The sequence below is a fragment of the Pseudomonas sp. MG-9 genome (genome assembly GCF_018729515.1).
Taxonomy (GTDB): domain Bacteria; phylum Pseudomonadota; class Gammaproteobacteria; order Pseudomonadales; family Pseudomonadaceae; genus Aquipseudomonas; species Aquipseudomonas serboccidentalis.
Map to the genome: position 1 here is coordinate 259332 of NZ_JAHHZH010000006.1, position 23205 is coordinate 282536.

The following is a 23205-nucleotide window of genomic DNA, read 5'->3' on the forward strand; positions in this document are numbered from 1 at the left end:
TCCAACATTGGAATGCATTTTCCTGTAGGAGCTGCAGGTTGCGATCTTTTGATCTTGCCCGTCAGATCCACCCACCCCACTGCAACAGAAAGATCCCGACATTGGTGGTCACCGCCGCCATCAGCGTGGTCAGCACAATGATCGCCGCCGCCAGTTCATGATTACCCTGCGCCGCCCGGGCCATGACGAAACTGGCTGCCGCCGTCGGGCTGCCGAAGTACAGAAACAGAATCCCCAGCTCCGCCCCGCGAAAACCCCACAACCATGCGCCGAGCGTCGCCAGCAGCGGCAAACCGATCATCTTCACCAGGCTGGAGCTGAGCGCCATGCTCCCGCTCTTGCGCAACGCCGCCAGTGACAGCGTGCCGCCAATACAGATCAGCGCCAGCGGCAAGGTGGTTTGTGCCAGGTACTGGCCGGAGGTTTCCAGCCAGCCCGGCAGGCTGATCTTGAACCAGGCAAACGGCGCCGCCGCAATCACGCTGATGATCAACGGGTTGCTGAAGACGCTTTTGCAGATGCTCCACGGATCGGACTTGATCACCGGGCTGTACACCGCGAGCACAATGGTCGACAGCGTGTTGTAAAACAGGATCACCAGCGCCGCGAGAATCGCCCCGAGGGAAATCCCGTAGTCGCCGTACATGCTCGCCGCCAGCGCCAGGCCGATCACCCCGTTGTTGCCGCGAAACGCGCCCTGGGTGTAGATGCCGCGATCTTCGCGCGGGCACTTGATGATCGCCCAGCCCCAGGCCAAGGCAAAACTCGCCAGCGTGGCAACCGCGAAATAGATCAGCAACGCCGGTTGCAGCGCCGCGTGCAGATCCGCATGCAGAATGCCGAGAAACAGCAGCGCCGGCATGCTGACGTTGAACACCAGCGACGAGGCGGTGTGGATGAAGTTGTCGTTGATCCAGTCGATGCGCTTGAGCAACACCCCCAGAAACAGCATGGCAAACACCGGCGCGGTGATGTTCAGGGTTTCGAGGAAGATTGCCAGCATGCCGGGAGAGCCTTTGGGTGAGCGTCGTCAGGGGTTAATGATAAGCCACTGAGCCTCACATGAAGATCAAAAGATCGCAGCCTGCGGCAGCTCCTACAGAGAAACGCAAATCCAATGCAGGAGCTGTCGCAGGCTGCGATCTTTTAATACAGGCACCTCAGTCTCAGGTAATCGGCGCCGGATTGAACAGGGTGATGTCGTTATGCAGCTTGTGCTTCTCCGCCCAGGTCTGCTGCTTGCCGCTCGCCACATCCAGATAGTAGTGAAACAGCTCCCAGCCCAACTCCTCGATAGTCGCCCGCCCGGTCGCAATCCGTCCGGCGTCGATATCGATCAAGTCCGGCCAGCGTTGCGCCAGTTCGGTCCGGGTCGAAACCTTGACCACCGGCGCCATCGCCAAGCCATACGGCGTACCACGCCCGGTGGTGAACACATGCAGGTTCATCCCCGCCGCCAGTTGCAACGTGCCGCAGACAAAATCACTGGCCGGGGTCGCGCAGAAAATCAGGCCCTTGCGCTTGAAGCGCTCGCCCGGGCCGAGCACGCCGTTGATCGCGCTGCTGCCGGATTTGACGATCGAGCCCAGGGACTTCTCGACAATGTTCGACAACCCGCCTTTCTTGTTGCCTGGGGTGGTGTTGGCACTGCGATCCGCTTCGCCCTTGGCCAGATAGCGGTCGTACCAGTCCATTTCGCGCACCAGCTCCTGCGCCACGGTCTGCGTCTCGGCGCGGGAGGTCAGCAGGTAGATCGCATCGCGCACTTCGGTGACTTCGGAAAACATCACCGTCGCGCCCGCGCGCAGCAGCAGGTCCGAGGCGTAGCCCAGCGCCGGGTTGGCGGTGATCCCGGAAAACGCATCGCTGCCGCCGCACTGCATGCCGAGGATCAGCTCGGAGGCCGGCACGGTCTCGCGACGACGCTGGTCGAGCTTCTTCAAGCGGACTTCAGCCAGCGCCATGATCTGCTCGATCATCTCGGTGAAACCGTGACTGGAATCCTGCAGGCGATACAGCCACGGCTCGCTCAAGTCGACCGACGCATCGTCCTCGTGCATCACCTGCCCGGCCTGCAATTTCTCGCAGCCGAGGCTGATCACCAGCGCCTCGCCACCCAGGTTCGGGTTGCGCGCCAGGTTGCGCACGGTGCGGATCGGGATATACGCATCGGTGGCGGTGATCGCCACGCCGCAGCCGTAACTGTGGGTCAGCGCGACCACGTCATCGACGTGCGGATATTTCGGCAGCAACTCGTCCTTGATACGCTTCACCGCGTGATCGAGCACCCCGGTGACACACTGCACCGTGGTGGTAATCCCGAGAATGTTGCGCGTGCCGACGGTGCCGTCGGCGTTGCGGTAACCCTCGAACGTGAAGCCTTCCAGTGGCGCCTGAGCGGCCGGCACTTCGGTGGACAGCGGCAGGCTGTCCAGCGGCGGCGCGGTCGGCATGCGCAGTTGATCTTCCTTGACCCAACTGCCGCGGCGAATCGGCTGCAACGCATAGCCAATCACCTGACCGTAGCGAATCACCTGGCCGCCCTCGGGTATGTCTTCCAGCGTGACCTTGTGGCTTTGCGGGACGAAATCCACGGTCACCAGACCGTCGGGGAATTCGGTGCCGGCCGGCACGCCCTGGTCGTTGACCACAATCACTACGTTGTCCCGCTCGTGCAGGCGGATGTAGCGCGGCGAGTCGGAATGTTCAATCAACTGCATGACGCCGCTCCTCAGGAATGCGCTTGAGACAATTTGCCGGTGGCTTCAGAACCACCGTTGGTTGGCGGCTCTTTGAGCACCACCCGTTTGATCGGGCCGACGATCACCAGATAACTGAACACCGCGACCAGTGCGTTGGCGCCGACGAACACCAGTGCCCATTTGAACGAACCGGTGGAGCTGATGATGTAGCCGATCACGATCGGTGTGGTGATCGAGGCGATGTTGCCGAAGGTGTTGAACAGGCCACCGCTCAGACCGGCGATCTGTTTTGGCGAGGTGTCGGAGACCACCGCCCAGCCCAGCGCGCCCACGCCTTTGCCGAAGAATGCCAACGCCATGAAACCCACGACCATCCATTCAACGTCGACATAGTTGCAGGCCACGATGCTGCTGGACACTAGCAAACCGGCGATGATTGGCGCCTTGCGGGCGAAGGTCAGCGAATGCCCTTTGCGCAGCAGGTAATCGGAAATCACCCCGCCGAGCACACCACCAATGAAGCCGCAGATTGCCGGCAACGAAGCGATGAAACCGGCCTTGAGAATGGTCATCCCACGCTCCTGCACCAGGTACACCGGGAACCAGGTCAGGAAGAAATAGGTGATGCCGTTGATGCAGTACTGGCCCAGGTACACGCCGAGCATCATGCGGTTGGTCAGCAACTGGCGGATGTAATCCCACTTCGGCCCGTCAGCCTTTTTGCCTTGCTTCTGGTCCATGTCGACCATGCCGCCGTTGTCGGCGATGAACTGCACTTCCGCTTCGTTGGCCATCGGGTGCTGACGCGGGCTGTGGATAACCTTGAGCCAGATCCCCGAGAAAACGATGCCGAACACGCCCATGACGATGAACACGTGTTCCCAGCCGAAGCTGTAGACGATCCAGCCCATCAGCGGTGCGAACAACACGGTGGCAAAGTATTGCGCCGAGTTGAAGATCGCCGAAGCGGTGCCGCGTTCAGCAGTCGGGAACCACGCCGCTACGATGCGTGCGTTACCCGGGAAGGATGGCGCCTCAGCCAGCCCCACCAGAAAGCGCAGCATGAACAGCGCCACAATGGCCGTGGACATGCCGAATTCACCGACAAAACCTTGCAGCACGGTGAACAGCGACCAGGTGAAGATGCTCAGGGCATAGACTTTTTTCGAGCCGAAGCGATCGAGCAGCCAGCCACCGGGAATTTGCCCGGCGACGTAGGCCCAACCGAATGCGGAGAAGATATAGCCGAGGGTGACCGCGTCGATGCCGAGGTCTTTTTGCAGGCTGGAACCGGCGATGGCGATGGTCGCGCGGTCGGCATAGTTGATCGTGGTCACCAGAAACAGCATGAGCAGGATCAAATAGCGGACGTGAGTCGGCTTGGACGATTGCATGTAGATGTACTCCCACTGATTATTTTTATGCGCGGGTGAATCTGTTGTGTATTCGCTTGCTCCCTGTAGGAGCTGCCGCAGGCTGCGATCTTTTGATCTTCGGCGTCATCCGAGACGCCAGAGAATCAAGATCAAAAGATCGCAGCCTGCGGCAGCTCCTACAGGGGTATTGCGTCGATCAGGAGCCGATGTAGGCAGTTTTCACGACCGTGTAGAACTCTTGCGCATAGCGGCCTTGCTCACGTGAGCCATAGGATGAACCCTTACGGCCACCGAACGGAACGTGGTAATCGACACCGGCGGTCGGCAGGTTGACCATCACCATCCCGGCTTGCGAGTGGCGCTTGAAGTGGTTGGCGTACTTCAGCGAGGTGGTGGCGATACCCGCCGACAGGCCGAACTCGGTGTCGTTGGCCATCGCCAGCGCCGCCTCGTAATCCGCCACGCGGACGATATTCGCCACCGGGCCGAAGATTTCTTCACGGCTGATGCGCATCGACGCTTCGCTGTCGGCAAACAGCGTTGGCGCGAGGAAGTAGCCTTCGGTGTCGCAGGTCACCAGACCACCGCCGCTGACCACTCGCGCACCTTCGCTCTGGCCGATGTCGATGTATTTCAGGTCCTGTTCCAGCTGCGCCTGGGAGACCACCGGGCCGATGTCGGTGCCGGACTTCAGCGCGTGACCGACCTTGATCGACTGCATGCGCTCGGCCATGGCTTCGACGAACTTGTCGTGAATTCCAGCGGTGACGATCAAGCGGCTGGACGCTGTGCAACGCTGACCGGTGGAGTAGAACGCGCTCTGCACCGACAGCTCGACCGCTTGTTTGAGGTCGGCATCGTCGAGAATGATCTGCGGGTTCTTGCCGCCCATTTCCAGCTGCACCTTGGCTTGGCGCGACACACAGTTGACCGCGATCTGCCGGCCCACGCCCACCGAACCGGTGAAGCTGATGCCATCGACTTTCGGGCTGTTGACCAGCGCTTCGCCCACCACGCGACCACTGCCCATCACCAGGTTGAACACGCCGGCGGGGAAGCCTGCGCGGGAGATGATTTCCGCCAGCGCCCAGGCGCAGCCCGGTACCAGATCCGCCGGTTTCAGCACCACGCAGTTGCCGTAAGCCAGGGCCGGAGCGATCTTCCATGCCGGGATGGCAATCGGGAAGTTCCACGGGGTGATCAGGCCGACCACGCCGAGGGCTTCGCGGGTCACTTCGACGTTGACGCCCGGGCGCACCGACGGCACGTAGTCACCGGACAGACGCAGGCATTCACCGGCGAAAAACTTGAAGATGTTGCCGGCGCGGGTCACTTCGCCGATGGCTTCAGGCAGGGTCTTGCCCTCTTCCCGGGCCAGCAGGGTGCCGAGCTCTTCGCGACGGGCGAGAATTTCCGTGCCGACTTTATCCAGCGCATCGTGCCGGGCCTGAATGCCCGAAACCGACCAGGCCGGGAACGCGGCGCGGGCCGCATCGATGGCCGCGTGCACCTGAGTCAGGTCAGCCTTGGCGTAGTCGCCGATGGTGTCGCTCAACTCGGACGGGTTGATGTTGGCCGAGTAATCGGCACCGGCGACCCATTCACCGTTGATGTAGTTGTCGTAACGCTTGGAATCAGCCACAGAATTTTCTCCTCTCTACGCAAAAGCCGCTGATTGCTCAGCGGCCTTGTGGGTCGGTGTTTATTGCGCGCCTTGCTTGTCGATCAGTGCGGCGAGCATTTCGAATTCTTCGCCGGTCAGGTCGGTCAGCGGCGCCCGCACCGGGCCTGCGTCATAGCCGGCAATTTTTGCCCCGGCCTTGACGATGCTCACGGCGTAACCGGCCTTGCGGTTGCGGATGTCGAGGTACGGCAGGAAGAAGTCGTCGATGATCTTGCCGACGGTGGCGTGATCGTCGCGGGCAATGGCGTGGTAGAAATCCATCGCGGTTTTCGGAATGAAGTTGAACACCGCCGACGAATAAACCGGCACGCCGAGGGCCTTGTAGGCGGCGGCATAGACTTCAGCGGTCGGCAGGCCGCCCAGGTAGCTGAAGCGGTCACCGAGGCGGCGACGGATCGACACCATCAGCTCGATGTCGCCCAGGCCGTCCTTGTAACCGATCAGGTTCGGACAGCGCTCGGCCAGACGTTCCAGCAGCGGAGCGTTGAGGCGGCAGACATTGCGGTTGTAGACCACCACCCCGATGTTCACCGATTTGCACACCGCTTCTACGTGGGCGGCGACGCCGTCCTGGCTGGCTTCAGTCAGGTAGTGCGGCAGCAGCAACAGACCTTTGGCGCCCAGACGCTCGGCTTCCTGTGCGTATTCGATGGCCTGACGGGTCGAACCGCCGACACCGGCCAGAATCGGCACGCTGGTGGCGCAGGTGTCGACCGCAGTCTTGATGATTTCCGAATATTCGCTGGCCGCCAGGGAGAAGAATTCACCAGTGCCACCTGCGGCGAACAAGGCCGAAGCGCCGTACGGGGCCAGCCATTCCAGACGTTTGATGTAGCCGGCGCGGTTGAAATCGCCTTGGGCATTGAAATCGGTGACCGGGAACGACAGGAGGCCGGCGGAGAGGATGGACTTCAGTTCTTGTGGATTCATTTTTCGAACACCCTGGGTAGCAACGTTTTTTGTGAGTTTTAGGGTTCAGCCAGCGCTGAAGTTGTAGGTCATCGTACAACTTAAAAAATAACCGTCAACTGCATTTCATCGCTGCCGGGCATTTTTTGTCGGACAGGATTCTTTCTTGACGTAGGAAAAATCTCGTCTAGGCTCGATTTGGCTGTATGGATATACAGTTAAATTAAATCCTACCGATGACATATCAAGGAGAAAGAAATGTCCGGACTGCACCCCAAACCACAGGAAAGACCCACGCCAGTCATCGCCCGTTTCGATGATCTGTTCACCCCAACCGGCATCCGCTTCAGCGCCGACAACCCGCATCTGGTGCTGCACATTGCCGATGCTCACAGCGATGTCGAACCGGACACCGCCCAACCCGGCAAACCGCTCAAAGGCAAACCGCAATTGCGCTTCGAAGGCGGTGAACACACGGCCATCGGCGATAACACTCTGCTGCGCTTCGTCGAAAACGCCGAACCGATCCGCGCGCAGAACGTGCAACTGCACCTGCCGAATGGCCTCGCCCTGACCTACGGCCAGGTCGTGGCGCTGGCCGGCGATTTCTACGGTGTCGTCGACCGGCCAATCAGCGAAGGCGCGACCCCGGCCGATCGTCTGAACCGCTTCAACGCCGCCTTCGATTCCCTCGCCGTGCTGCCGGCCTCCCGCGCCGAGGCGCCGCAGATCCTCGCGGTCATGCAGAAAGAGATCGACGCGGTTAAACAGGCGATCAAGGACGGTAAACCACCGCACGAAGCCTACGACGCCCTGGGAGATACGTTGTCCGAAGAGTGGAACAAGCTCACCGGTGGCGGCAGTTTCGTCTCCGCACTGTTCCCCCTCGGGCGTTACCTGAAACTGGCGGCGAACAACGCCGACCACTTCGGCGAATGGGCAAAACTGGCTTACATCGCCGGGCACACCGCCGCCCTGCAGACCGCCGTCGCGGCCCGCGCCAATCACGATGAACAACAGTTGGAACGGGCCTACGCGATGAACGCGTTCGCCGACCACTTCCTCACCGACCTGTTCTCCTCCGGCCACCTGCGCGTGCCACGTAAAGAGATGGCGGCGGTGGTAACGCCAAGCGATCTCGGCTCGCTGGTGACCCGCTTCATGCACGACGAGGACAGCAAATTCGGCCTCAAGGTACGCAACGCCCATGGCGATCAATGGCGCGCCTACGGTGACAAGCGCTACTTCGAGGCCAGCGACGCGGACAACCGCACCCAAGTCAACCTGGCGGTGCAGGCCTCGGCGGATGAAATCTTCGCCGCCTACCTCAACGGCAATGTGCCCGTCCCTTCGACGTTCGCCGCGCTGCAACGGCTGCCGGATCTGACGGCGGTGCAGAGTCTTTCCAACAACTTTTCACCACTGTTCCGCGTCGAGGGCGGCAAGGTGCTGCGGCGTAAAGACGTGAATAACCTCAACGACACCGCCACCGTCGATGACTGGTGGGGCTGGAGCACGTACCTGCTGCTCAAGGACTACCACCCGACGGGCAACGTCAATTAAGGAGAACGACCATGACGATCAAATTGAAACTGGAACTGGCGTCGGGCCAGTCGCTGCAAGGCGCGCCGCTGGAGTTGCTGGCCGATGGCAAGCCGATTGCGCGAGGGGTTGTGGATAAGGAGGGGTGGGTGGCGTTTGCGCTAGTGCCAGGGAAAGCGGAATTGGCAGTAAGGGTCGATCACTCGATATTGCCGCGCTGAAGTCAAGGGCCCCTTCGCGAGCAGGCTCACTCCTACACTGATTGATGCCTCCCTGTGGGAGCGAGCCTGCCTGCGAAAGATGTCGTGACCACGACCGTTCGTCGAAACTGGTATTTCTTACAGGTGCAGGCCACATTCGAACTTGACTGAATGACCGAGGAGCAAACGACCGGCTCCGACATCGCAACGCCGCAACTTATGCTCACTCCACGGTCAATGGTTAGTAAAAAGGAATTGGATCATGACTGCACAAGCAAAAGCATTGGCGACTCCAGTACTGAAGGAAGCCGTGAACGGGGTACTTCACGTTGGCAAATTGGAAGGAAGCGCTCACGCTGTTGTACCTCCTCCCCCTGGTTTGGCTGTCGGTGACTTAGTGTCATTGCGCGTAGCTACATCTATGGGAAACGACTTTCAAGAACGGATCGTAGTGACCGCTGCCGAAATCGGGAAACCGCTCACGTTCGCCATTCCAAAACACGTTTTTGAGAAAAATCTCGTTTCGGACGCCAGCGCCAAGATTGACTACTCCGTTACCAAAATGTCTCAGCCGCCCGAAACTTCTCCAGCGCTAACCGTCAAACTCGAACGTTAAACCCATCACCCCTGCGCCTGCGCCTCTTCATGGGCCTGGCGCAGTCTCTCGCGACTGTTGGTCAAATGCAGCCGCATCGCCGCCCGCGCCGCATCGGAATCCTGGCGAGCAATCGCGTCATAGATCTCTTCGTGCTCACGGCTCAGGCGATTCATGTAGTGCTGTTGATCATCATGCGCCAATCGCGCCGAATTCAGCCGCGTGCGCGGAATGATGCTGGTGCCCAGGTGGGTCATGATGTCGGTGAAGTAGCGGTTGCCGGTGGACAGGGCGATTTCCAGGTGGAAGGCGAAGTCCGATGCCACCGCATCACTGGCGTGGGCCACGCTGTCGTTCAGCGCATCAAGGGCGGCGCGCATGGCGGCCAGTTGCTCGGGGCTGCGACGTTGCGCGGCAAGGCCTGCGGACTCCACTTCCAGGCTGATGCGCAATTCCAGAATCGCCAGCACGTCACGCAGGGTGACGACCGTGGCCGGGTCGATGCGGAAACCGCTGGGGCTCGGCGTATCGAGCACGAACGTGCCGATGCCGTGGCGGGTTTCCACTTGGCCTGCGGCCTGCAAACGGGAAATCGCCTCGCGCACCACGGTGCGGCTGACGCCATGCTCCTGCATGATCGCCGACTCGGTGGGCAGCTTGTCGCCACGCTTGAGCAGACCATCGCGGATCTGCTCGGTCAGCACCGTCACCAGCTCCTGGGCCAGGCTGCGGCGCTTGCGAGGAAGGCGCGGTGTCTCGATCGGGTTTTCCATGGTTAACGTCTGGTCTCGAAAATTCGGCTAGGTTCGCATCATAGCGCAGGCGGGTTGTACGATCACTCGCCAAAGCCCCCCCTGTAGGAGCTGCCGCAGGCTGCGATCTTTTGATTTTGTCTTTTAAGATCAAAAGATCGCAGCCTGCGGCAGCTCCTACAAGGGGATTTGTGTGGGTCAGGCCGTCACGGCCTGTTCCACCAGATGCCCGCTGTCGATCCGTACATGCCGTGGGTGGAAACGCTTGAGGCTGCTGCGGTGGCCGACGCTGACGATGCTCAGCCCCGGCAACTGATCGATCAGCGCCTGATACAGCGTCGCCTCATCCTCTTCATCCATCGCCGATGTCGCTTCGTCCATGTACAGCCATTGCGGTGCGAAGAGCAACGCACGAGCGAAGGCCAGACGTTGCTGCTCACCCGGCGACAGCATGCGCTGCCAGTGATTGGCTTCATCCAGACGCGCGACCAGATGCGGCAGACGGCAGGTTTCCAGCACCTCGGCGTAGCGCTCAGGCGCATAGGTATCGCCCGGTTGTGGATAACTCAAGGCTTCGCGCAGGGTACCGATCGGCAAGTACGGTTTCTGCGGCAGGAACAGATAGCGCGCTGCCGGCAGCCGGATGTTGCCGTGGCCCGCCGGCCACAAATGCCCCATCGCCCGCAGCAACGTGGACTTGCCGCTGCCGGATCGGCCGCTGAGCATCACCCGCTCGCCCGGTTCCACCGTCATGTCGGCATGGGTCAGCAGGTGACGACCGTCGGCCAGGTCCAGACCGAGGTTGTGCACTTTCAGTTCGCTGCCCTGGTTCTGCACATCGATGGCCGGGGTGCGATCTTCGTTGTCGGTCATGGCCTGACGGAAGCTCAGCAGACGATCACAGGTGGCGCGCCAGGCGGCCAGCTCCGAATACGCACTGATGAACCAGCTGAAGTTCTCCTGCACGTTGCCGAATGCCGAGTTGATCTGCATCAGCTCGCCCAGCTCGATCTTGCCTGAGAGGTAGCGCGGCGCAGCAACGATGAACGGGAAAATGATCGCGATCTGGCCGTAGCCAGAGGTGAAGAACGTCAGGCGCTTGGACACGCGCATGATGTCCCAGAAGTTGTGCCAGACCAGCCCGAAGCGGCTGCTCAAGCGGCGGTTTTCGTTTGGTTCACCGTTGTACAACGCAATGCTTTCGGCGTTCTCACGCACGCGGACCATGGAGAAACGCAGATCGGCTTCGAAGCGTTGTTGTTGGTTGTTCAGGCCGATCAAGCGTTTACCGATCAAGTGCGTCAGCCAACTGCCGACCGCGGCATAAATCAACGCACACCAGAACATGTAGCCGGGGATCTCGATGCCGAACACCTCGATGCTGCCGGAAACGCCCCACAGAATGATCGAGAACGACACCAGACTGACCACCGTGCGCACCAGTCCCAGGCCCAGGCTCAGGGTGTTGGCGGTGAAGGTGTTGAGGTCTTCGGAGATCCGCTGGTCGGGGTTATCGGTGTAACCGCCCTGCTCCAGCTGGTAGTAGTTCTTGTTGCCCAGCCAGCGCTGGAAGTGGTTCTCGGTGAGCCACGCCCGCCAGCGGATGGTCAGCATCTGCGTCAGGTACAGGCGATATACCGCACCGAGGATCGCCACCGTAGCGATGCCGCAGAAATACAGGATCAGTTGCCAGAACGCGGCCTCATCCTTCTTCTGCAGGGCGTTGTAGAAATCCTTGTACCAACTGTTGATCCACACCGAGATCGCCACGCTGAACAGCGACAGCGCGATCACGGCAATCAGCAATGTCCAGGCCTTGCCCTTCTCTTCGCTGCGCCAGTAAGGCGTGGTCATCGCCCACACTTTGCGAAAAAACTGCCCGCGCACAGCATCGTTGACCGCGGAGTATTCAGCGTTCTGATTCATGGAAAAGGCTCAATAAAGAAAAGAACAGACACGCACCGATCATAGATGATCGGTGCGTGTTATCGCGAGGGCTGGCGATGGCCGTTCAGCGCAGGTTCAGCGACGAACCGGGCGCTTCTGCAGTTTGCGCTGCAGGGTGCGGCGGTGCATACCCAAGGCGCGGGCAGTAGCGGAAATGTTGCCTTCGTGCTCGGTCAGCACACGCTGGATGTGCTCCCACTGCAGGCGGTCAACCGACATCGGGTTTTCCGGCACCAGGCTGTCGAGGTCGGCGTGCTCGGAGAGCAGCGCGGCCAGCACGTCGTCGGCATCGGCCGGTTTGCACAGGTAGTTGCAGGCGCCGCGCTTGATCGCTTCGACCGCGGTGGCAATGCTCGAATAACCGGTGAGGATCACCACGCGCATTTCCGGGTCCAGCTCCAGCAGCTTGGGCAGCAGCACCAGGCCGGAGTCGCCGTCCATTTTCAGGTCCAGCGCGGCGTAGTCCGGCAGGTCGGCCTGGGCGATGGTCAGGCCTTCTTCGGCGGAACCGGCGGTGCTGACGCGAAAGCCACGGCGGGCCATGGCACGGGCCATCACTCGGGTGAAGGTCGCGTCGTCGTCGACCAGCAGCAGATGCGGCAGTTCTTCGCCTTCGACTTGGATTTCGTCACTCATGTTGGTCTCCTCGGGCGCCGTGGGGCAGGCGCAGCTCGGTGAGCGTGCCGCCTTCCTCATGACTATAGAGTTTCACTGAGCCGCCAGCGCGTGTCACGCTGGCCTTGCTCAAAAACAGGCCCAGGCCGAAACCTTTGCCCTTGGTGGTAAAAAACGGCTTACCGATCTGCTCGGCGATGGCCAGCGGCACACCGGCGCCGTGGTCACGAATGCTGATGGTCACGGTTTCCGCGTCCCAGTCCAGCGTCACCTGGAGATTTTCCGGGCAGGCGTCGGCAGCGTTGTTCAACAGATTAAGCAGCGCCTGGGTCAGGTCCGGCGGCGGCGCCATGCGCGGCACAGAGCCCTGGCCGAGACGCTGGAAGCGATAACTGGCTTCCGGACGCATCAGGTGCCAGCGGTTCAGCGCTTCGTCAAGCCACTGGGTGACGTCCTGCATCTCCACCGCCATACGGCGATTGGCCTCAGCGGCGCGCACCAGTTGCTGCAGGGTTTCTTTGCACAACTTGACCTGATCCTGCAGCACCTTGAGGTCGTCCTGCAGCATCGGATCGGGGTGATCCTGCTGCATTTCCTTGAGCAACACGCTCATGGTCGCCAGCGGTGTGCCCAACTCATGCGCCGCGCCAGCCGCCTGGGTGGCGACAGCGAGCAACTGCTGGTCACGCAGGCCCTCTTCGCGACGAATCGCGCGCAACTCTTCCTGACGGCGCAGCTCTTCGGCCATGCGTGCAGCGAAAAACGTAATCACCGCAGCAGCCAGCGCGAAGCTCAGCCACATGCCGTAGATCTGCAGGTTCTCGCGGGCCACCGGCAGGGTTTCCAGCGGGTAGAACCGCGTCAGCATCACGGTGTACAGCGCCAGCGCGATGCCGGACAGAATCACCGAATAACGCCACGGCAGCGTCACCGCCGCGATGGTCAGCGGCACCAGATAATAAGACACGAACGGGTTGGTCGAACCGCCGGAGAAATACAGCAGCGCACTGTGGATCACCAGATCGCAGGCCAGTTGCAGGGCGTATTCAAGCTCGGTCACCGGCCACGACGTGCGCAGGCGCACAGCGGTGAACACACAGAGCAGAATCGAACAGCCAAGCGTCATCGCCAGTTGCACCCACGGCAACGGCAACAATTGCAGCCAGTAGGCCAGGCCGACGGAACCGGCCTGCGCGGCAAGCACCAGGGTGCGGATAAAAGTCAGCCGCCAGAGGTTCTGGCGAGTGGCGGAAGTCAGTTGTACGGGGGCGAGCATGAGCTCTCCTGATGAGCGCTCCAGGCGAATCGCACGGAGTATAACCAAGCCGCGGCCTTGAGAGGCGAAAGTGCGGCAAACGACCACATGGCGCTGGCGGTAAAATCGGCTACTGCGCATGGCTGTCCGAGATCGACTGTGGCGAGGGAGCTTGCTCCCGCTCGGCTGCGAAGCAGTCGTAAATCAGGTATCTGCGGTATTTCTGGCAGACCATGTTTGCCGGTTTTGGACCTGCTCCGCAGTCCAGCGGGAGCAAGCTCCCTCGCCACAAAAATCTCACTCGCTCAAGGAATACGTGCAGACATGACATCTGTATAGAAGTTGTAACTGGGCGAACCGGACCGCAGCAGCTAGAGTCTGATGGTTTCACGCAGGGACGAACCAACACCTGCGCATTATTCAAGGAGCCTTCATGCACACCTTTCGCCGCAGCGCCGCCCTTCTCGCTCTGACCGTCGGCAGTGTCGCCAGCCTTCCGGCCCTGGCCGCCGATGAGTTGCACTACAACCAGATTTCCCTGCGCGCCGAAGTCAGCCAGGAAGTGGCCCGCGACCTGATGATCGTGACGCTCTACACCGAAGAGCAAAACACCGACCCGGCCAAACTCGCCGCCGACGTCAGCACCACCATGAACAAGGCACTGGCCCAGGCCAAGCAAGTCAAAGACATCACCCTGCGCCAGGGCAGCCGCAACAGCTACCCGATCTACGACACCAAAGGCCAGAAAATCACCGGCTGGCGTGAACGCGCCGAACTGCGCCTGGAGAGCGCCGACTTCGCGGCCCTGTCCAAACTCACCGGCGAACTGCTGACCGACCTGAAGATGGGCGGCATGGACTTCGCCATCGCCGAGCCGACCCGCAAGGCCAGCGAAGACAAACTGCTCAAAGAAGCCGTCAGCGCCTTCAAGGCCCGCGCCCAACTGGCCACCGATGCACTGGGCGGCAAGGGCTATAAAATCGTCAACCTGAACCTCAACAGCAACGGCTACCCACAACCGTACATGCGCGCCCCAATGATGATGAAAGCCGCCGGCATGGATTCAGCACCGGTCACACCGGAAGTCGAAGCCGGCACCAGCCAGGTCAGCCTGACCGCCGATGGCTCGATTGAAGTGTTGATGCAGTGAGTTGATGTGGGCTGAATGAGAAACCGGCGATCCGTGAATGATCGCCGGTTTTTTTGTGTCTGGGATTTTTGGTGAATCATCTGGTGCCATCGCGAGCAGGCTCACTCCTACAGGGGTAACCCATTCCAAATGTAGGAGTGAGCCTGCTCGCGATGAACGATGACGCGGTCTCAGGTCTGCGGATCAACCTGATCCAGCGCGCGGTTCACCGCCAGTTCAGCCAGCATGATGATCTGCTGGATCGCCAGCGCCGTATTGCGTTGCGGGCGACTGAGTTGATCAGCGAAATCGCTGGCCATGGTGTTGGCCGACGCCAGGGACTCACAGGCGTGCGCCAACAGACTTTCGGTGTCGATGCCCGGATGGACGAGGAACATCGAGCTGGGTGGGCGCGGTTTTGCGGCTTCGGGGCTGAGGTAGAAATCGAGGGCGCGCTTTATGGCTTCGCGGTTTTTCGCGAGGTCTTCGGCGTGGAGGGCTTCGGCGAGTGGGGTTGTTTCTGGAGGTGGATCGGGGACAGGCTTGGACATTGATAGCGTTCCTAATCAATAGCCATTCACTTGCCGTTTCTCACGCGGCGGAGTGGTGGCAGCAATGTGCGGGGTGAGAAACCGGTAGGAACAAGCCCGGCCGGACCGAAGCCCGCCCGCACACAGCCGCCATAAAACATTGCGAGCAGCAGAAATGCCGGCGGCAATTATGGTGGTACTGATTGTGGATTAACAGTTCCTATGGGTTCTCACACCCGATCGCCGAGTTTTCAGCGACAACCCAAGGCTAGAGAGCCGGCGTCCGACGGACAACCTGAAAACATTGTGGGAAGGTTCTGGTTATTCCACACACTTTTAAACACAACCACACTCGCTGTAGGAGCTGCCGAAGGCTGCGATCTTTTGACCTTGGCTTTTCACAGTCAAAAGCAAAATCAAAAGATCGCAGCCTTCGGCAGCTCCTACAGGGGGACTGGGTGTATTCAGTTAGAGATTGGTCAGCTGGCAGGCCCCACAGTTTTGATTTGAGTAAGCCCATGCGGCGCAGCCGCCCCACTCAACAGGATGAGCGTTAGCTCGGCTGCAGCTCTTGATCTTGATCTTGATTCACAGGCCCCTTCGGCAGGCTGAGTGGAGGGATTCATCCGGGGGTGGGAGCGCAGCGACCGTTCGACGAAGTCGAACACATCGAGAGGAGGTGCAGCGAAGCAAACCGTAGGCGATGCCCCCGGATGAGTCCCGTAGCGAAGGAACCCGAGCCCCAGCGAGGGCCGTACGCTGGGGCAAGACTTTTTGGTTACTTTTGGGGCGTTTGCCAAAAGTGACCCGCCGTAAGGGCGGAACCCTAAGCCGCCGTTACCGCAGCAACGGATATGTACCCGACAAAAGCCGCCACATATACCGAGATAGACATCTCAGCAGGAAAAACGATATTTCCGAACACCCCCAAATCCCCGCTAACCTCAACAAACAACCACCTCCAAATCCCGGGGACTCCATGGAAAGATCCACCCTAAAACCACTACTAATCACCCTCGCACTCACCGCCATCGCCCCGATCGCCAACGCAGCCACCACCCTGGTCTACTGCTCCGAAGCCAGCCCCGCAGGCTTCGACCCCAGCCAATACACCAGCGGCACCGACTTCGACGCCTCCGCCGAAACCGTCTTCAACCGCCTCACCCAATTCCAGCGCGGCGGCACCGACATCGAACCCGGTCTGGCGACAAAATGGGACGTTTCCAGCGACGGCCTGCAATACACCTTCCACCTACGCCAAGGCGTGAAATTCCACACAACGGAATATTTCACCCCGACCCGCGACTTCAACGCCGACGACGTGCTGTTCACCTTCCAGCGCCTGCTCGACCCGGACAACGCCTTCCGCAAGGCCTACCCCGCCGAGTCCCCGTACTTCACCGACATGGGCCTGAACACCACCATCAAGTCGGTAGAAAAACTCGACGACAACACCGTGCGCTTCAACCTGAACAACGTCGACGCCGCGTTCGTGCAAAACCTCGCCATGAGCTTCGCCTCGGTGCAATCGGCCGAATACGCCGCCCAACTGTTAAAGGAAGGCAAAGCCGCCGACCTCAATCAGAAACCGGTGGGCACCGGCCCGTTCGTGTTCAAGCGCTACCAGAAGGATTCGCAGATCCGCTACGCCGCCAACAAGGCCTACTGGAAACCCGAAGACGTGAAGATCGACAACCTGATCTTCTCGATCACCCCCGACGCCGCCGTACGCCTGCAGAAACTCAAGGCCGGTGAATGCCAGGTCAGCGGCTACCCGCGTCCGGCTGACATCGAAGTGATGGAAAAGGACCCGAACCTGCGCGTGCTCAAGCAGGCCGGTTTCAACCTCGGCTTCCTCGCCTACAACACCACCCATCCGCCGCTGGATCAGCTCAAGGTCCGTCAGGCGCTGGACATGGCCATCGACAAACCGGCGATCATCAAAGCCGTTTACCAGAGTGCCGGCCAGTTGGCACAAAACGCCTTGCCACCTGCGCAATGGTCGTATGACCCGAACATCAAGGACGCGCCTTACGATCCGGTGAAAGCCAAGGCGCTACTCAAGGAAGCCGGGGTTGCACCGGGTACCACCATCAACTTGTGGGCGATGACCGTGCAGCGCGCCTCCAACCCGAATGCGCGGATGTCGGCGCAGATGATCCAGCAGGACTGGGACAGGATCGGGATCAAGGCCAATATCGTCAGCTATGAATGGGGCGAGTACATCAAGCGCGCCAAGAATGGCGAACACGACGCGATGATCTACGGTTGGACCGGCGACAACGGCGACCCGGACAACTGGCTCGGCGTGCTCTACAGCTGCGCGGCGGTCAAGGGCAGCAACTACGCCAAGTGGTGCGACCCGGCCTACGACAAACTCGTGCAGCAGGCCAAGGTGACGACCGACAAGGCGCAACGGGTAAAACTGTATCAACAGGCGCAATTGATCCTTAAACAGCAGGTGCCGATCACGCCGATTGCCAACTCCACGGTGTTCCAGCCACTGCGCAAGGAAGTGACCGACTTCAAGATCAGCCCGTTTGGCCTCACACCCTTCTACGGCGTGGGTATAAATAAGTAACACCGGGCCCCAAGGCGGCGCGCACAACGTGACCAACGCACCGTTTTGGGGCTCCATTTGCACCGTTAAAAACACCCGCAAACGGTCAAATGCGTCAACTCTTATACAAATGCGACATTAAGGTACGTTCGTGCCACGCTTTGAGGCCGGCAGTCGCTCTGGATCTTGCATTGGGTATGGCCCCTGCATAAGTATCCGCAGGCACGACTCACGAGGTCGTACCTCAATATTAAAAAATGACAACAAATCATGAGGCCAACATGCTTAAACACGCGGTCATTCCGTTTTTAGTCGGCGCAGGCTTGTTAGCCTCCGCACCTTTCGCAACCGCTGCGACTAACCTGGTGTTCTGCTCCGAAGGGAGCCCGGCCGGTTTTGATCCAGGCCAGTACACCACCGGAACCGACTTCGACGCCTCAGCCGAAACCATGTTCAACCGTCTGAGCCAGTTCGAGCGTGGCGGCACCGCCGTAATCCCGGGCCTCGCCACCAGCTGGGACATTTCCCCGGATGGCCTGACCTACACCTTCCACCTGCGTGAAGGCGTCAAGTTCCACACCACCCCGTATTTCAAGCCGACTCGTAACTTCAACGCCGACGACGTGCTGTTCACCTTTAATCGCATGATTAACAAGGATGACCCGTTCCGTAAGGCGTACCCGACCGAATTCCCGTACTTCACCGACATGGGGATGGACACCAACATCACCAAGATCGAGAAAGTCGACGACAACACCGTCAAGTTCTCCCTCAAAGAAGTCGACGCTGCGTTCATCCAGAACATGGCCATGAGCTTCGCCTCGATCCAGTCCGCCGAGTACGCTGCTCAGCTGCTCAAGGAAGGCAAGGCCGCCGACATCAACCAGAAGCCGATCGGCACTGGCCCGTTCGTGTTCAAGAGCTATCAGAAAGACTCGAACATTCGCTACACCGGCAACAAGGACTACTGGAAACCTGAAGACGTGAAGATCGACAACCTGATCTTCGCTATCACCACCGACCCGTCGGTGCGCATCCAGAAGCTGAAAAAGAACGAGTGCCAGGTCACCCTCTTCCCGCGTCCGGCGGATCTCGCGGCGCTGAAAGCCGACAAGACCCTGAAGATGCCTGACCAGGCCGGTTTCAACCTGGGCTACATCGCCTACAACGTGATGGACAAGGTCAAGGGCAGCAACGAGCCTAACCCGCTGGCTGACCTGCGCGTGCGCCAGGCGCTGGACATGGCGGTGAACAAGCCGCAGATCATCGATTCGGTTTACCAGGGCGCCGGCCAGCTGGCCGTCAACGCCATGCCGCCGACCCAGTGGTCCTACGACACCACCATCAAGGACGCCAAGTACGACCCTGAAAAAGCCAAGCAACTGCTCAAGGAAGCTGGCGTCAAGGAAGGTACCGAGATCGTTCTGTGGGCGATGCCGGTGCAGCGTCCGTACAACCCAAACGCCAAGCTGATGGCTGAAATGCTCCAGTCCGACTGGAAGAAGATCGGCCTGAACGTGAAGATCACCAGCTACGAGTGGGGCGAGTACATCAAGCGCTCCAAAGGTGGCGAGAACCAGGCCATGCTGATTGGCTGGAGCGGTGACAATGGTGATCCGGACAACTGGCTGAACGTGCTGTTCGGCTGCGATTCGCTCAATGGCAACAACTTCTCCAAGTGGTGCGACAAGAAGTACGACGGTCTCGTCAAGGATGCCAAGCGCACCACCGATCAGGCCAAGCGCACCGAACTGTACAAACAGGCGCAACACGTCCTCAAAGATGCTGTGCCCTACACACCTATCGCTCACTCGACGGTGTTCCAACCCATGCGCGCCAACGTGCAGGATTTCAAGATCAGCCCATTCGGCTTGAATTCCTTCTACGGCGTCAGCGTCAGCAAATAAGCCATTGCAACGGCGACGTTCGTGACGTCGCCGTTGTTTTAGCTGCCGGGAAGTCAGGAATTTGCCTACAGCCAATTCCGCTGCGGATGACTGCAGCGGCAGAGGACGTGTCGACTTTTCCTACGAGTTTTCAGGCAATTACGCATTTACTGCCAGACCCACGGCCCCTACCGTCGGGTTCTGACCAGCTTCTGCGTGGGCCACCGGCTTGCCGTACGTGCTGGATTGAGCTCAATGCACCTCAACGTCCCTGGACGGGATCGCGGTGCATTGAACAACACTACAAAAAGAGGGAGCGTCATGCGCCATACCTTGGTTTTTTCCGCATTGCTGGGCGCCGGCCTGTTGGCCGCCACGTCCGCCAGTTACGCCGCCAGCAACAGCCTGGTGTTCTGCTCCGAAGGCAGCCCGGCCGGTTTTGATACCGCGCAATACACGACCGCGACCGATAACGACGCCGCCGAGCCGCTGTACAACCGTCTGGTTGAATTCGAAAAAGGCGCGACCAATGTCGTACCGGGCCTGGCAACCAAGTGGGATATTTCCGAGGATGGCCTCAAGTACACCTTTCACCTGCGTGAAGGGGTGAAATTTCATACAACGCCGTACTTCAAACCGACGCGTGATTTCAACGCCGACGACGTGCTGTTCACGTTCAACCGCATGCTCGATCCGCAACAACCATTCCGTAAGGCTTATCCGACCGAGTTCCCGTACTTCAACGGGATGAGCCTGAACAAGAACATCGCCAAGGTCGAAAAGACCGGGCCGCTGACCGTGGAGTTCACGCTCAACAGCGTCGACGCCGCGTTCATCCAGAACATCGCCATGAGCTTCGCCGCCATCCTGTCCGCCGAATACGCCGACAAGCTGCTGGCCGAAGGCAAGCCGAGCGACATCAACCAGAAGCCGGTCGGTACCGGGCCGTTCGTGTTCAAGAGCTATCAGAAAGACTCGAATATCCGCTACACCGGCAACGAGCATTACTGGGACCCGAGCCGGGTCAAGCTGAAGAACCTGATCTTCGCGATCAACACCGACGCTTCGGTGCGCGTGCAGAAGCTCAAGGCTGGCGAATGCCAGATCACCCTGCACCCGCGCCCTGCCGATGTCGAAGCGCTGAAGGCCGACCCGAAACTGCAACTGATCACCAAGCCGGGTTTCAACCTCGGTTACATCGCCTACAACGTGCGCCACAAACCCTTCGACCAGCTCGAAGTGCGCCAGGCGCTGGACATGGCGGTGAATAAACAGGGGATTCTCAACGCTGTTTATCAAGGCGCCGGCCAACTGGCCGTCAACGCCATGCCGCCGACCCAGTGGTCCTACGACGACAGCATCAAAGACGCCGCCTACAACCCGGAAAAAGCCAAAGAGCTGCTCAAGGCTGCCGGCGTGAAAGAAGGCACCGAAATCACCCTGTGGGCGATGCCGGTACAGCGTCCGTACAACCCGAACGCCAAACTGATGGCCGAAATGCTCCAGGCGGACTGGGCCAAAATCGGTCTGAAAGTGAAGATCGTCAGCTACGAATGGGGCGAGTACATCAAGCGCACCAAGAATGGCGAGCACGACATCAGCCTGATCGGCTGGACCGGCGACAACGGGGACCCGGACAACTGGCTGGGCACCCTGTACAGCTGCGACGCCATTGGCGGCAACAACTACTCCATGTGGTGCGACCCGGCGTACGACAAGCTGATCAAAGAGGCCAAGGTCGTCACCGACCGCGACCAGCGCACCACGCTCTACAAACAGGCGCAGCAGTTGCTCAAGCAGCAAGTGCCGATCACGCCTGTCGCCCACTCGACGGTCAACCAGCCGTTAAGCGCCAGGGTTGAAGGCTTCAAGGTCAGCCCCTTCGGTCGCAACGTGTTTTCGGGCGTCAGTATCGATTAACCCAACCGATTAGCCGCAACGCTGAGGGGGACCGTCTATCCCCCTCACGCAAGCGCTTTGCCGAAATTCGCCAATCAGGCATTTTGCAAACGTTTGCGGTGTGTGAATGAGTTCTAAACCAATAACCGGCCAACCCAAAAAAGCCGGCATAAAAAGAAAGTAAAGGAGCTTCACCCATGAAACTGAGCAGCACCGCGATACTGGCTCTGGCCATCAGCAGCATCACTGCCACGGCTTATGCCGAGCAACAGAGCCAGGCGTTCACCCCGGTGACCGTCAACGAAAAGAGCGCCCAGGCTGACGCCACCGGCTTCCTCGAAGGTTCCACGATCAGCGGCACGACCCGTAACTGGTATGCCAACGAGCAACTCAAGCGCGGCGGCAAGTTCACTTACCGCAAGGACGGCGTGGCCACCCCGACTGACCGTCGTATCAACTGGGTGCAGGGCACCATCGTCAACTTCAACTCCGGCTTCACTCAGGGCACCGTCGGTGTCAGCACTGAAGTCGCCGCGTACAACGCCGTGGCCCTGGAACGTAATCGCAAGGATCTGGCCTCCAACAACGGTGGCGCACCGGGTTCGCGTCCAGGCGCAGGTAACAACCGTACGCTGACCAAAGAAGGCGGCGACGCTGAAGGCCAGTGGAGCAAACTGGGCCTGGCCAACGTCAAGTTCCGCGTGTCGAACACCACACTGACCGCCGGTCGTCAGAACTTCAGCACGCCAATCGTCGATACCATCGGCAACCGTGCACTGCCTTCGAGCTTTGAAGGTGTCAGCCTGCACAGCGAAGAACTGAACAATCTGTCGTTCGACGCCGGCAGCTTCGACCGCGTATCGCCGCGTACCGAAGAGAGTCTGTCCAAGTTCCGCTCCGAGTACACCAACAACAACGCTGAAACCGATCGCGTAAGCATCGTCGGCCTGAACTATCAGCCGCTGAAAAGCCTGAAGACCAGCCTGTACGCCTCCAAAGTTGAAGACTTCTGGAACCAGTACTACTTCGGCGCCACCCACGAACTGGGTGACAGCAATATCGTGAGCCTGACCACCGGCCTGAACTACTACAAAACCGTCGATACCGGCAAAAAAGAGATGGGCGAAATCGACAACGACACCTACTCGCTGTCGTTCGGCCTGACTCACCAGGCCCACAGCCTGACCTTCTCGTACCAGGCCATCAACGGTGACGAGTACTTCGACTACCTGCACGAAACCAACGGCATCTACCTGGCCAACTCCCTGCTGTCGGACTTCAACGGCCCGAACGAGAAATCCTTCCAGGTGGCCTACGGTCTGAACATGGCCGAATACGGCGTGCCAGGCTTGAAGTTCAACATCTACCAGGCTCGCGGCTGGGGCATCGACGGTACTCACTACACCGGCACTGCGTATGACGTACGCAACATGGACGGCGAGCACCACTACGAATACGGCATTGGTGCAACCTACGCGGTACAGAGCGGCCCACTCAAGGCGACCACCATCCGTGGCACCTACACCGCTCACCGCGCCAGCGAAAACCAGTCCGATGGCAGCATCAACGAGTTCCGTCTCGTGACCACGATTCCATTCAACATCCTGTAAAAACCGCCAACCGA

Annotated in this window: 18 protein-coding genes; 8 read left to right on the top strand and 10 right to left on the bottom strand. The window is 59.9% G+C overall.

The genetic code is table 11. The features are described from left to right. Positions 1-61: 61 nt before the first annotated feature. From KKQ10_RS17795 to kdgD, 5 genes are all read right to left on the bottom strand, one after another. A complete protein-coding gene (locus KKQ10_RS17795; RefSeq protein ID WP_127651168.1) occupies positions 62-1003 on the bottom strand; it encodes an AEC family transporter in 942 nt (313 codons plus the stop codon). Positions 1004-1166: 163 nt separating this feature from the next. Beyond that, on the bottom strand, positions 1167-2720 hold the full coding sequence (gene garD / locus KKQ10_RS17800) for a galactarate dehydratase (protein ID WP_127651169.1): 1554 nt from the start codon (positions 2718-2720) through the stop codon (positions 1167-1169). Between the two features lie 11 nt (positions 2721-2731). Beyond that, a complete protein-coding gene (locus KKQ10_RS17805) occupies positions 2732-4096 on the bottom strand; it encodes an MFS transporter (protein WP_127651170.1) in 1365 nt (454 codons plus the stop codon). A gap of 178 nt (positions 4097-4274) precedes the next feature. Further along, complete coding sequence (locus KKQ10_RS17810) at positions 4275-5720, bottom strand: aldehyde dehydrogenase family protein (protein WP_127651171.1); 1446 nt, start codon at positions 5718-5720, stop codon at positions 4275-4277. A gap of 60 nt (positions 5721-5780) precedes the next feature. Continuing rightward, positions 5781-6692, bottom strand: coding sequence for a 5-dehydro-4-deoxyglucarate dehydratase (gene kdgD, locus KKQ10_RS17815; protein WP_127651172.1), 912 nt, complete (start codon positions 6690-6692; stop codon positions 5781-5783). A 237-nt stretch (positions 6693-6929) separates the two neighbouring features. Here kdgD and KKQ10_RS17820 point away from each other — a divergent pair, with 237 nt between their 5' ends. The 3 genes from KKQ10_RS17820 (at position 6930) to KKQ10_RS17830 (ending at position 9029) form a co-directional block, all read left to right on the top strand. Further along, the gene (locus KKQ10_RS17820; protein ID WP_215501831.1) at positions 6930-8234 is read left to right on the top strand and encodes a phospholipase; all 1305 of its coding nucleotides are present in this window, start codon (positions 6930-6932) and stop codon (positions 8232-8234) included. 11 nt (positions 8235-8245) lie between these two features. Then, a complete protein-coding gene (locus KKQ10_RS17825) occupies positions 8246-8434 on the top strand; it encodes a hypothetical protein (protein WP_215501832.1) in 189 nt (62 codons plus the stop codon). Between the two features lie 241 nt (positions 8435-8675). Further along, entirely contained in the window at positions 8676-9029 is a 354-nt protein-coding gene (locus KKQ10_RS17830) for a hypothetical protein (RefSeq protein ID WP_215501833.1), read from the top strand. A gap of 5 nt (positions 9030-9034) precedes the next feature. Here the strand turns inward: KKQ10_RS17830 and KKQ10_RS17835 are convergent, their stop codons facing one another. The 4 genes from KKQ10_RS17835 to KKQ10_RS17850 all read right to left on the bottom strand — a co-directional run bounded on the left by KKQ10_RS17835 (position 9035) and on the right by KKQ10_RS17850 (position 13598). Then, positions 9035-9781: a FadR/GntR family transcriptional regulator gene (locus KKQ10_RS17835; RefSeq protein WP_215501834.1), complete on the bottom strand. Its 747-nt coding sequence runs from the start codon at positions 9779-9781 to the stop codon at positions 9035-9037. Positions 9782-9958: 177 nt separating this feature from the next. After that, the gene (locus KKQ10_RS17840; RefSeq protein ID WP_215501835.1) at positions 9959-11686 is read right to left on the bottom strand and encodes an ABC transporter ATP-binding protein/permease; all 1728 of its coding nucleotides are present in this window, start codon (positions 11684-11686) and stop codon (positions 9959-9961) included. Between the two features lie 96 nt (positions 11687-11782). Continuing rightward, positions 11783-12343, bottom strand: a complete 561-nt coding sequence (locus tag KKQ10_RS17845; protein WP_003221630.1) for a response regulator transcription factor — start codon at positions 12341-12343, stop codon at positions 11783-11785. Next, positions 12336-13598 carry an ATP-binding protein gene (locus KKQ10_RS17850; RefSeq protein ID WP_215501836.1) on the bottom strand — a complete coding sequence of 421 codons (1263 nt, stop codon included), beginning with the start codon at positions 13596-13598 and terminating at the stop codon, positions 12336-12338. The genes KKQ10_RS17845 and KKQ10_RS17850 overlap by 8 nt, the downstream gene beginning before the upstream one ends. 412 nt (positions 13599-14010) lie before the next feature. Between KKQ10_RS17850 and KKQ10_RS17855 the strand changes: the two genes are divergently transcribed. Beyond that, positions 14011-14727, top strand: coding sequence for an SIMPL domain-containing protein (locus KKQ10_RS17855; protein ID WP_102356046.1), 717 nt, complete (start codon positions 14011-14013; stop codon positions 14725-14727). Positions 14728-14897: 170 nt separating this feature from the next. Here the strand turns inward: KKQ10_RS17855 and KKQ10_RS17860 are convergent, their stop codons facing one another. Next, complete coding sequence (locus KKQ10_RS17860) at positions 14898-15257, bottom strand: DUF6124 family protein (protein ID WP_215501837.1); 360 nt, start codon at positions 15255-15257, stop codon at positions 14898-14900. Between the two features lie 958 nt (positions 15258-16215). Between KKQ10_RS17860 and KKQ10_RS17865 the strand changes: the two genes are divergently transcribed. The 4 genes from KKQ10_RS17865 (at position 16216) to KKQ10_RS17880 (ending at position 23191) form a co-directional block, all read left to right on the top strand. Continuing rightward, the gene (locus KKQ10_RS17865; protein WP_215501838.1) at positions 16216-17817 is read left to right on the top strand and encodes an ABC transporter substrate-binding protein; all 1602 of its coding nucleotides are present in this window, start codon (positions 16216-16218) and stop codon (positions 17815-17817) included. A 260-nt stretch (positions 17818-18077) separates the two neighbouring features. Further along, positions 18078-19703 (top strand): ABC transporter substrate-binding protein, encoded by a 1626-nt coding sequence (locus KKQ10_RS17870; RefSeq protein ID WP_215501839.1) that lies wholly within the window; start codon positions 18078-18080, stop codon positions 19701-19703. A gap of 300 nt (positions 19704-20003) precedes the next feature. Next, complete coding sequence (locus tag KKQ10_RS17875; RefSeq protein ID WP_215501840.1) at positions 20004-21602, top strand: ABC transporter substrate-binding protein; 1599 nt, start codon at positions 20004-20006, stop codon at positions 21600-21602. A gap of 176 nt (positions 21603-21778) precedes the next feature. Beyond that, positions 21779-23191 (top strand): OprD family porin, encoded by a 1413-nt coding sequence (locus KKQ10_RS17880; RefSeq protein ID WP_127649822.1) that lies wholly within the window; start codon positions 21779-21781, stop codon positions 23189-23191. Positions 23192-23205: the final 14 nt, after the last annotated feature.

Coding starts and splice junctions, on each gene's coding strand:
- KKQ10_RS17795 (WP_127651168.1), bottom strand. CDS start 1,003: ATGCTGGCAATCTTCCTCGAAACCCTGAACATCACCGCGCCGGTGTTT.
- garD (WP_127651169.1), bottom strand. CDS start 2,720: ATGCAGTTGATTGAACATTCCGACTCGCCGCGCTACATCCGCCTGCAC.
- KKQ10_RS17805 (WP_127651170.1), bottom strand. CDS start 4,096: ATGCAATCGTCCAAGCCGACTCACGTCCGCTATTTGATCCTGCTCATG.
- kdgD (WP_127651172.1), bottom strand. CDS start 6,692: ATGAATCCACAAGAACTGAAGTCCATCCTCTCCGCCGGCCTCCTGTCG.
- KKQ10_RS17820 (WP_215501831.1), top strand. CDS start 6,930: ATGTCCGGACTGCACCCCAAACCACAGGAAAGACCCACGCCAGTCATC.
- KKQ10_RS17825 (WP_215501832.1), top strand. CDS start 8,246: ATGACGATCAAATTGAAACTGGAACTGGCGTCGGGCCAGTCGCTGCAA.
- KKQ10_RS17830 (WP_215501833.1), top strand. CDS start 8,676: ATGACTGCACAAGCAAAAGCATTGGCGACTCCAGTACTGAAGGAAGCC.
- KKQ10_RS17835 (WP_215501834.1), bottom strand. CDS start 9,781: ATGGAAAACCCGATCGAGACACCGCGCCTTCCTCGCAAGCGCCGCAGC.
- KKQ10_RS17840 (WP_215501835.1), bottom strand. CDS start 11,686: ATGAATCAGAACGCTGAATACTCCGCGGTCAACGATGCTGTGCGCGGG.
- KKQ10_RS17845 (WP_003221630.1), bottom strand. CDS start 12,343: ATGAGTGACGAAATCCAAGTCGAAGGCGAAGAACTGCCGCATCTGCTG.
- KKQ10_RS17850 (WP_215501836.1), bottom strand. CDS start 13,598: ATGCTCGCCCCCGTACAACTGACTTCCGCCACTCGCCAGAACCTCTGG.
- KKQ10_RS17855 (WP_102356046.1), top strand. CDS start 14,011: ATGCACACCTTTCGCCGCAGCGCCGCCCTTCTCGCTCTGACCGTCGGC.
- KKQ10_RS17860 (WP_215501837.1), bottom strand. CDS start 15,257: ATGTCCAAGCCTGTCCCCGATCCACCTCCAGAAACAACCCCACTCGCC.
- KKQ10_RS17865 (WP_215501838.1), top strand. CDS start 16,216: ATGGAAAGATCCACCCTAAAACCACTACTAATCACCCTCGCACTCACC.
- KKQ10_RS17870 (WP_215501839.1), top strand. CDS start 18,078: ATGCTTAAACACGCGGTCATTCCGTTTTTAGTCGGCGCAGGCTTGTTA.
- KKQ10_RS17875 (WP_215501840.1), top strand. CDS start 20,004: ATGCGCCATACCTTGGTTTTTTCCGCATTGCTGGGCGCCGGCCTGTTG.
- KKQ10_RS17880 (WP_127649822.1), top strand. CDS start 21,779: ATGAAACTGAGCAGCACCGCGATACTGGCTCTGGCCATCAGCAGCATC.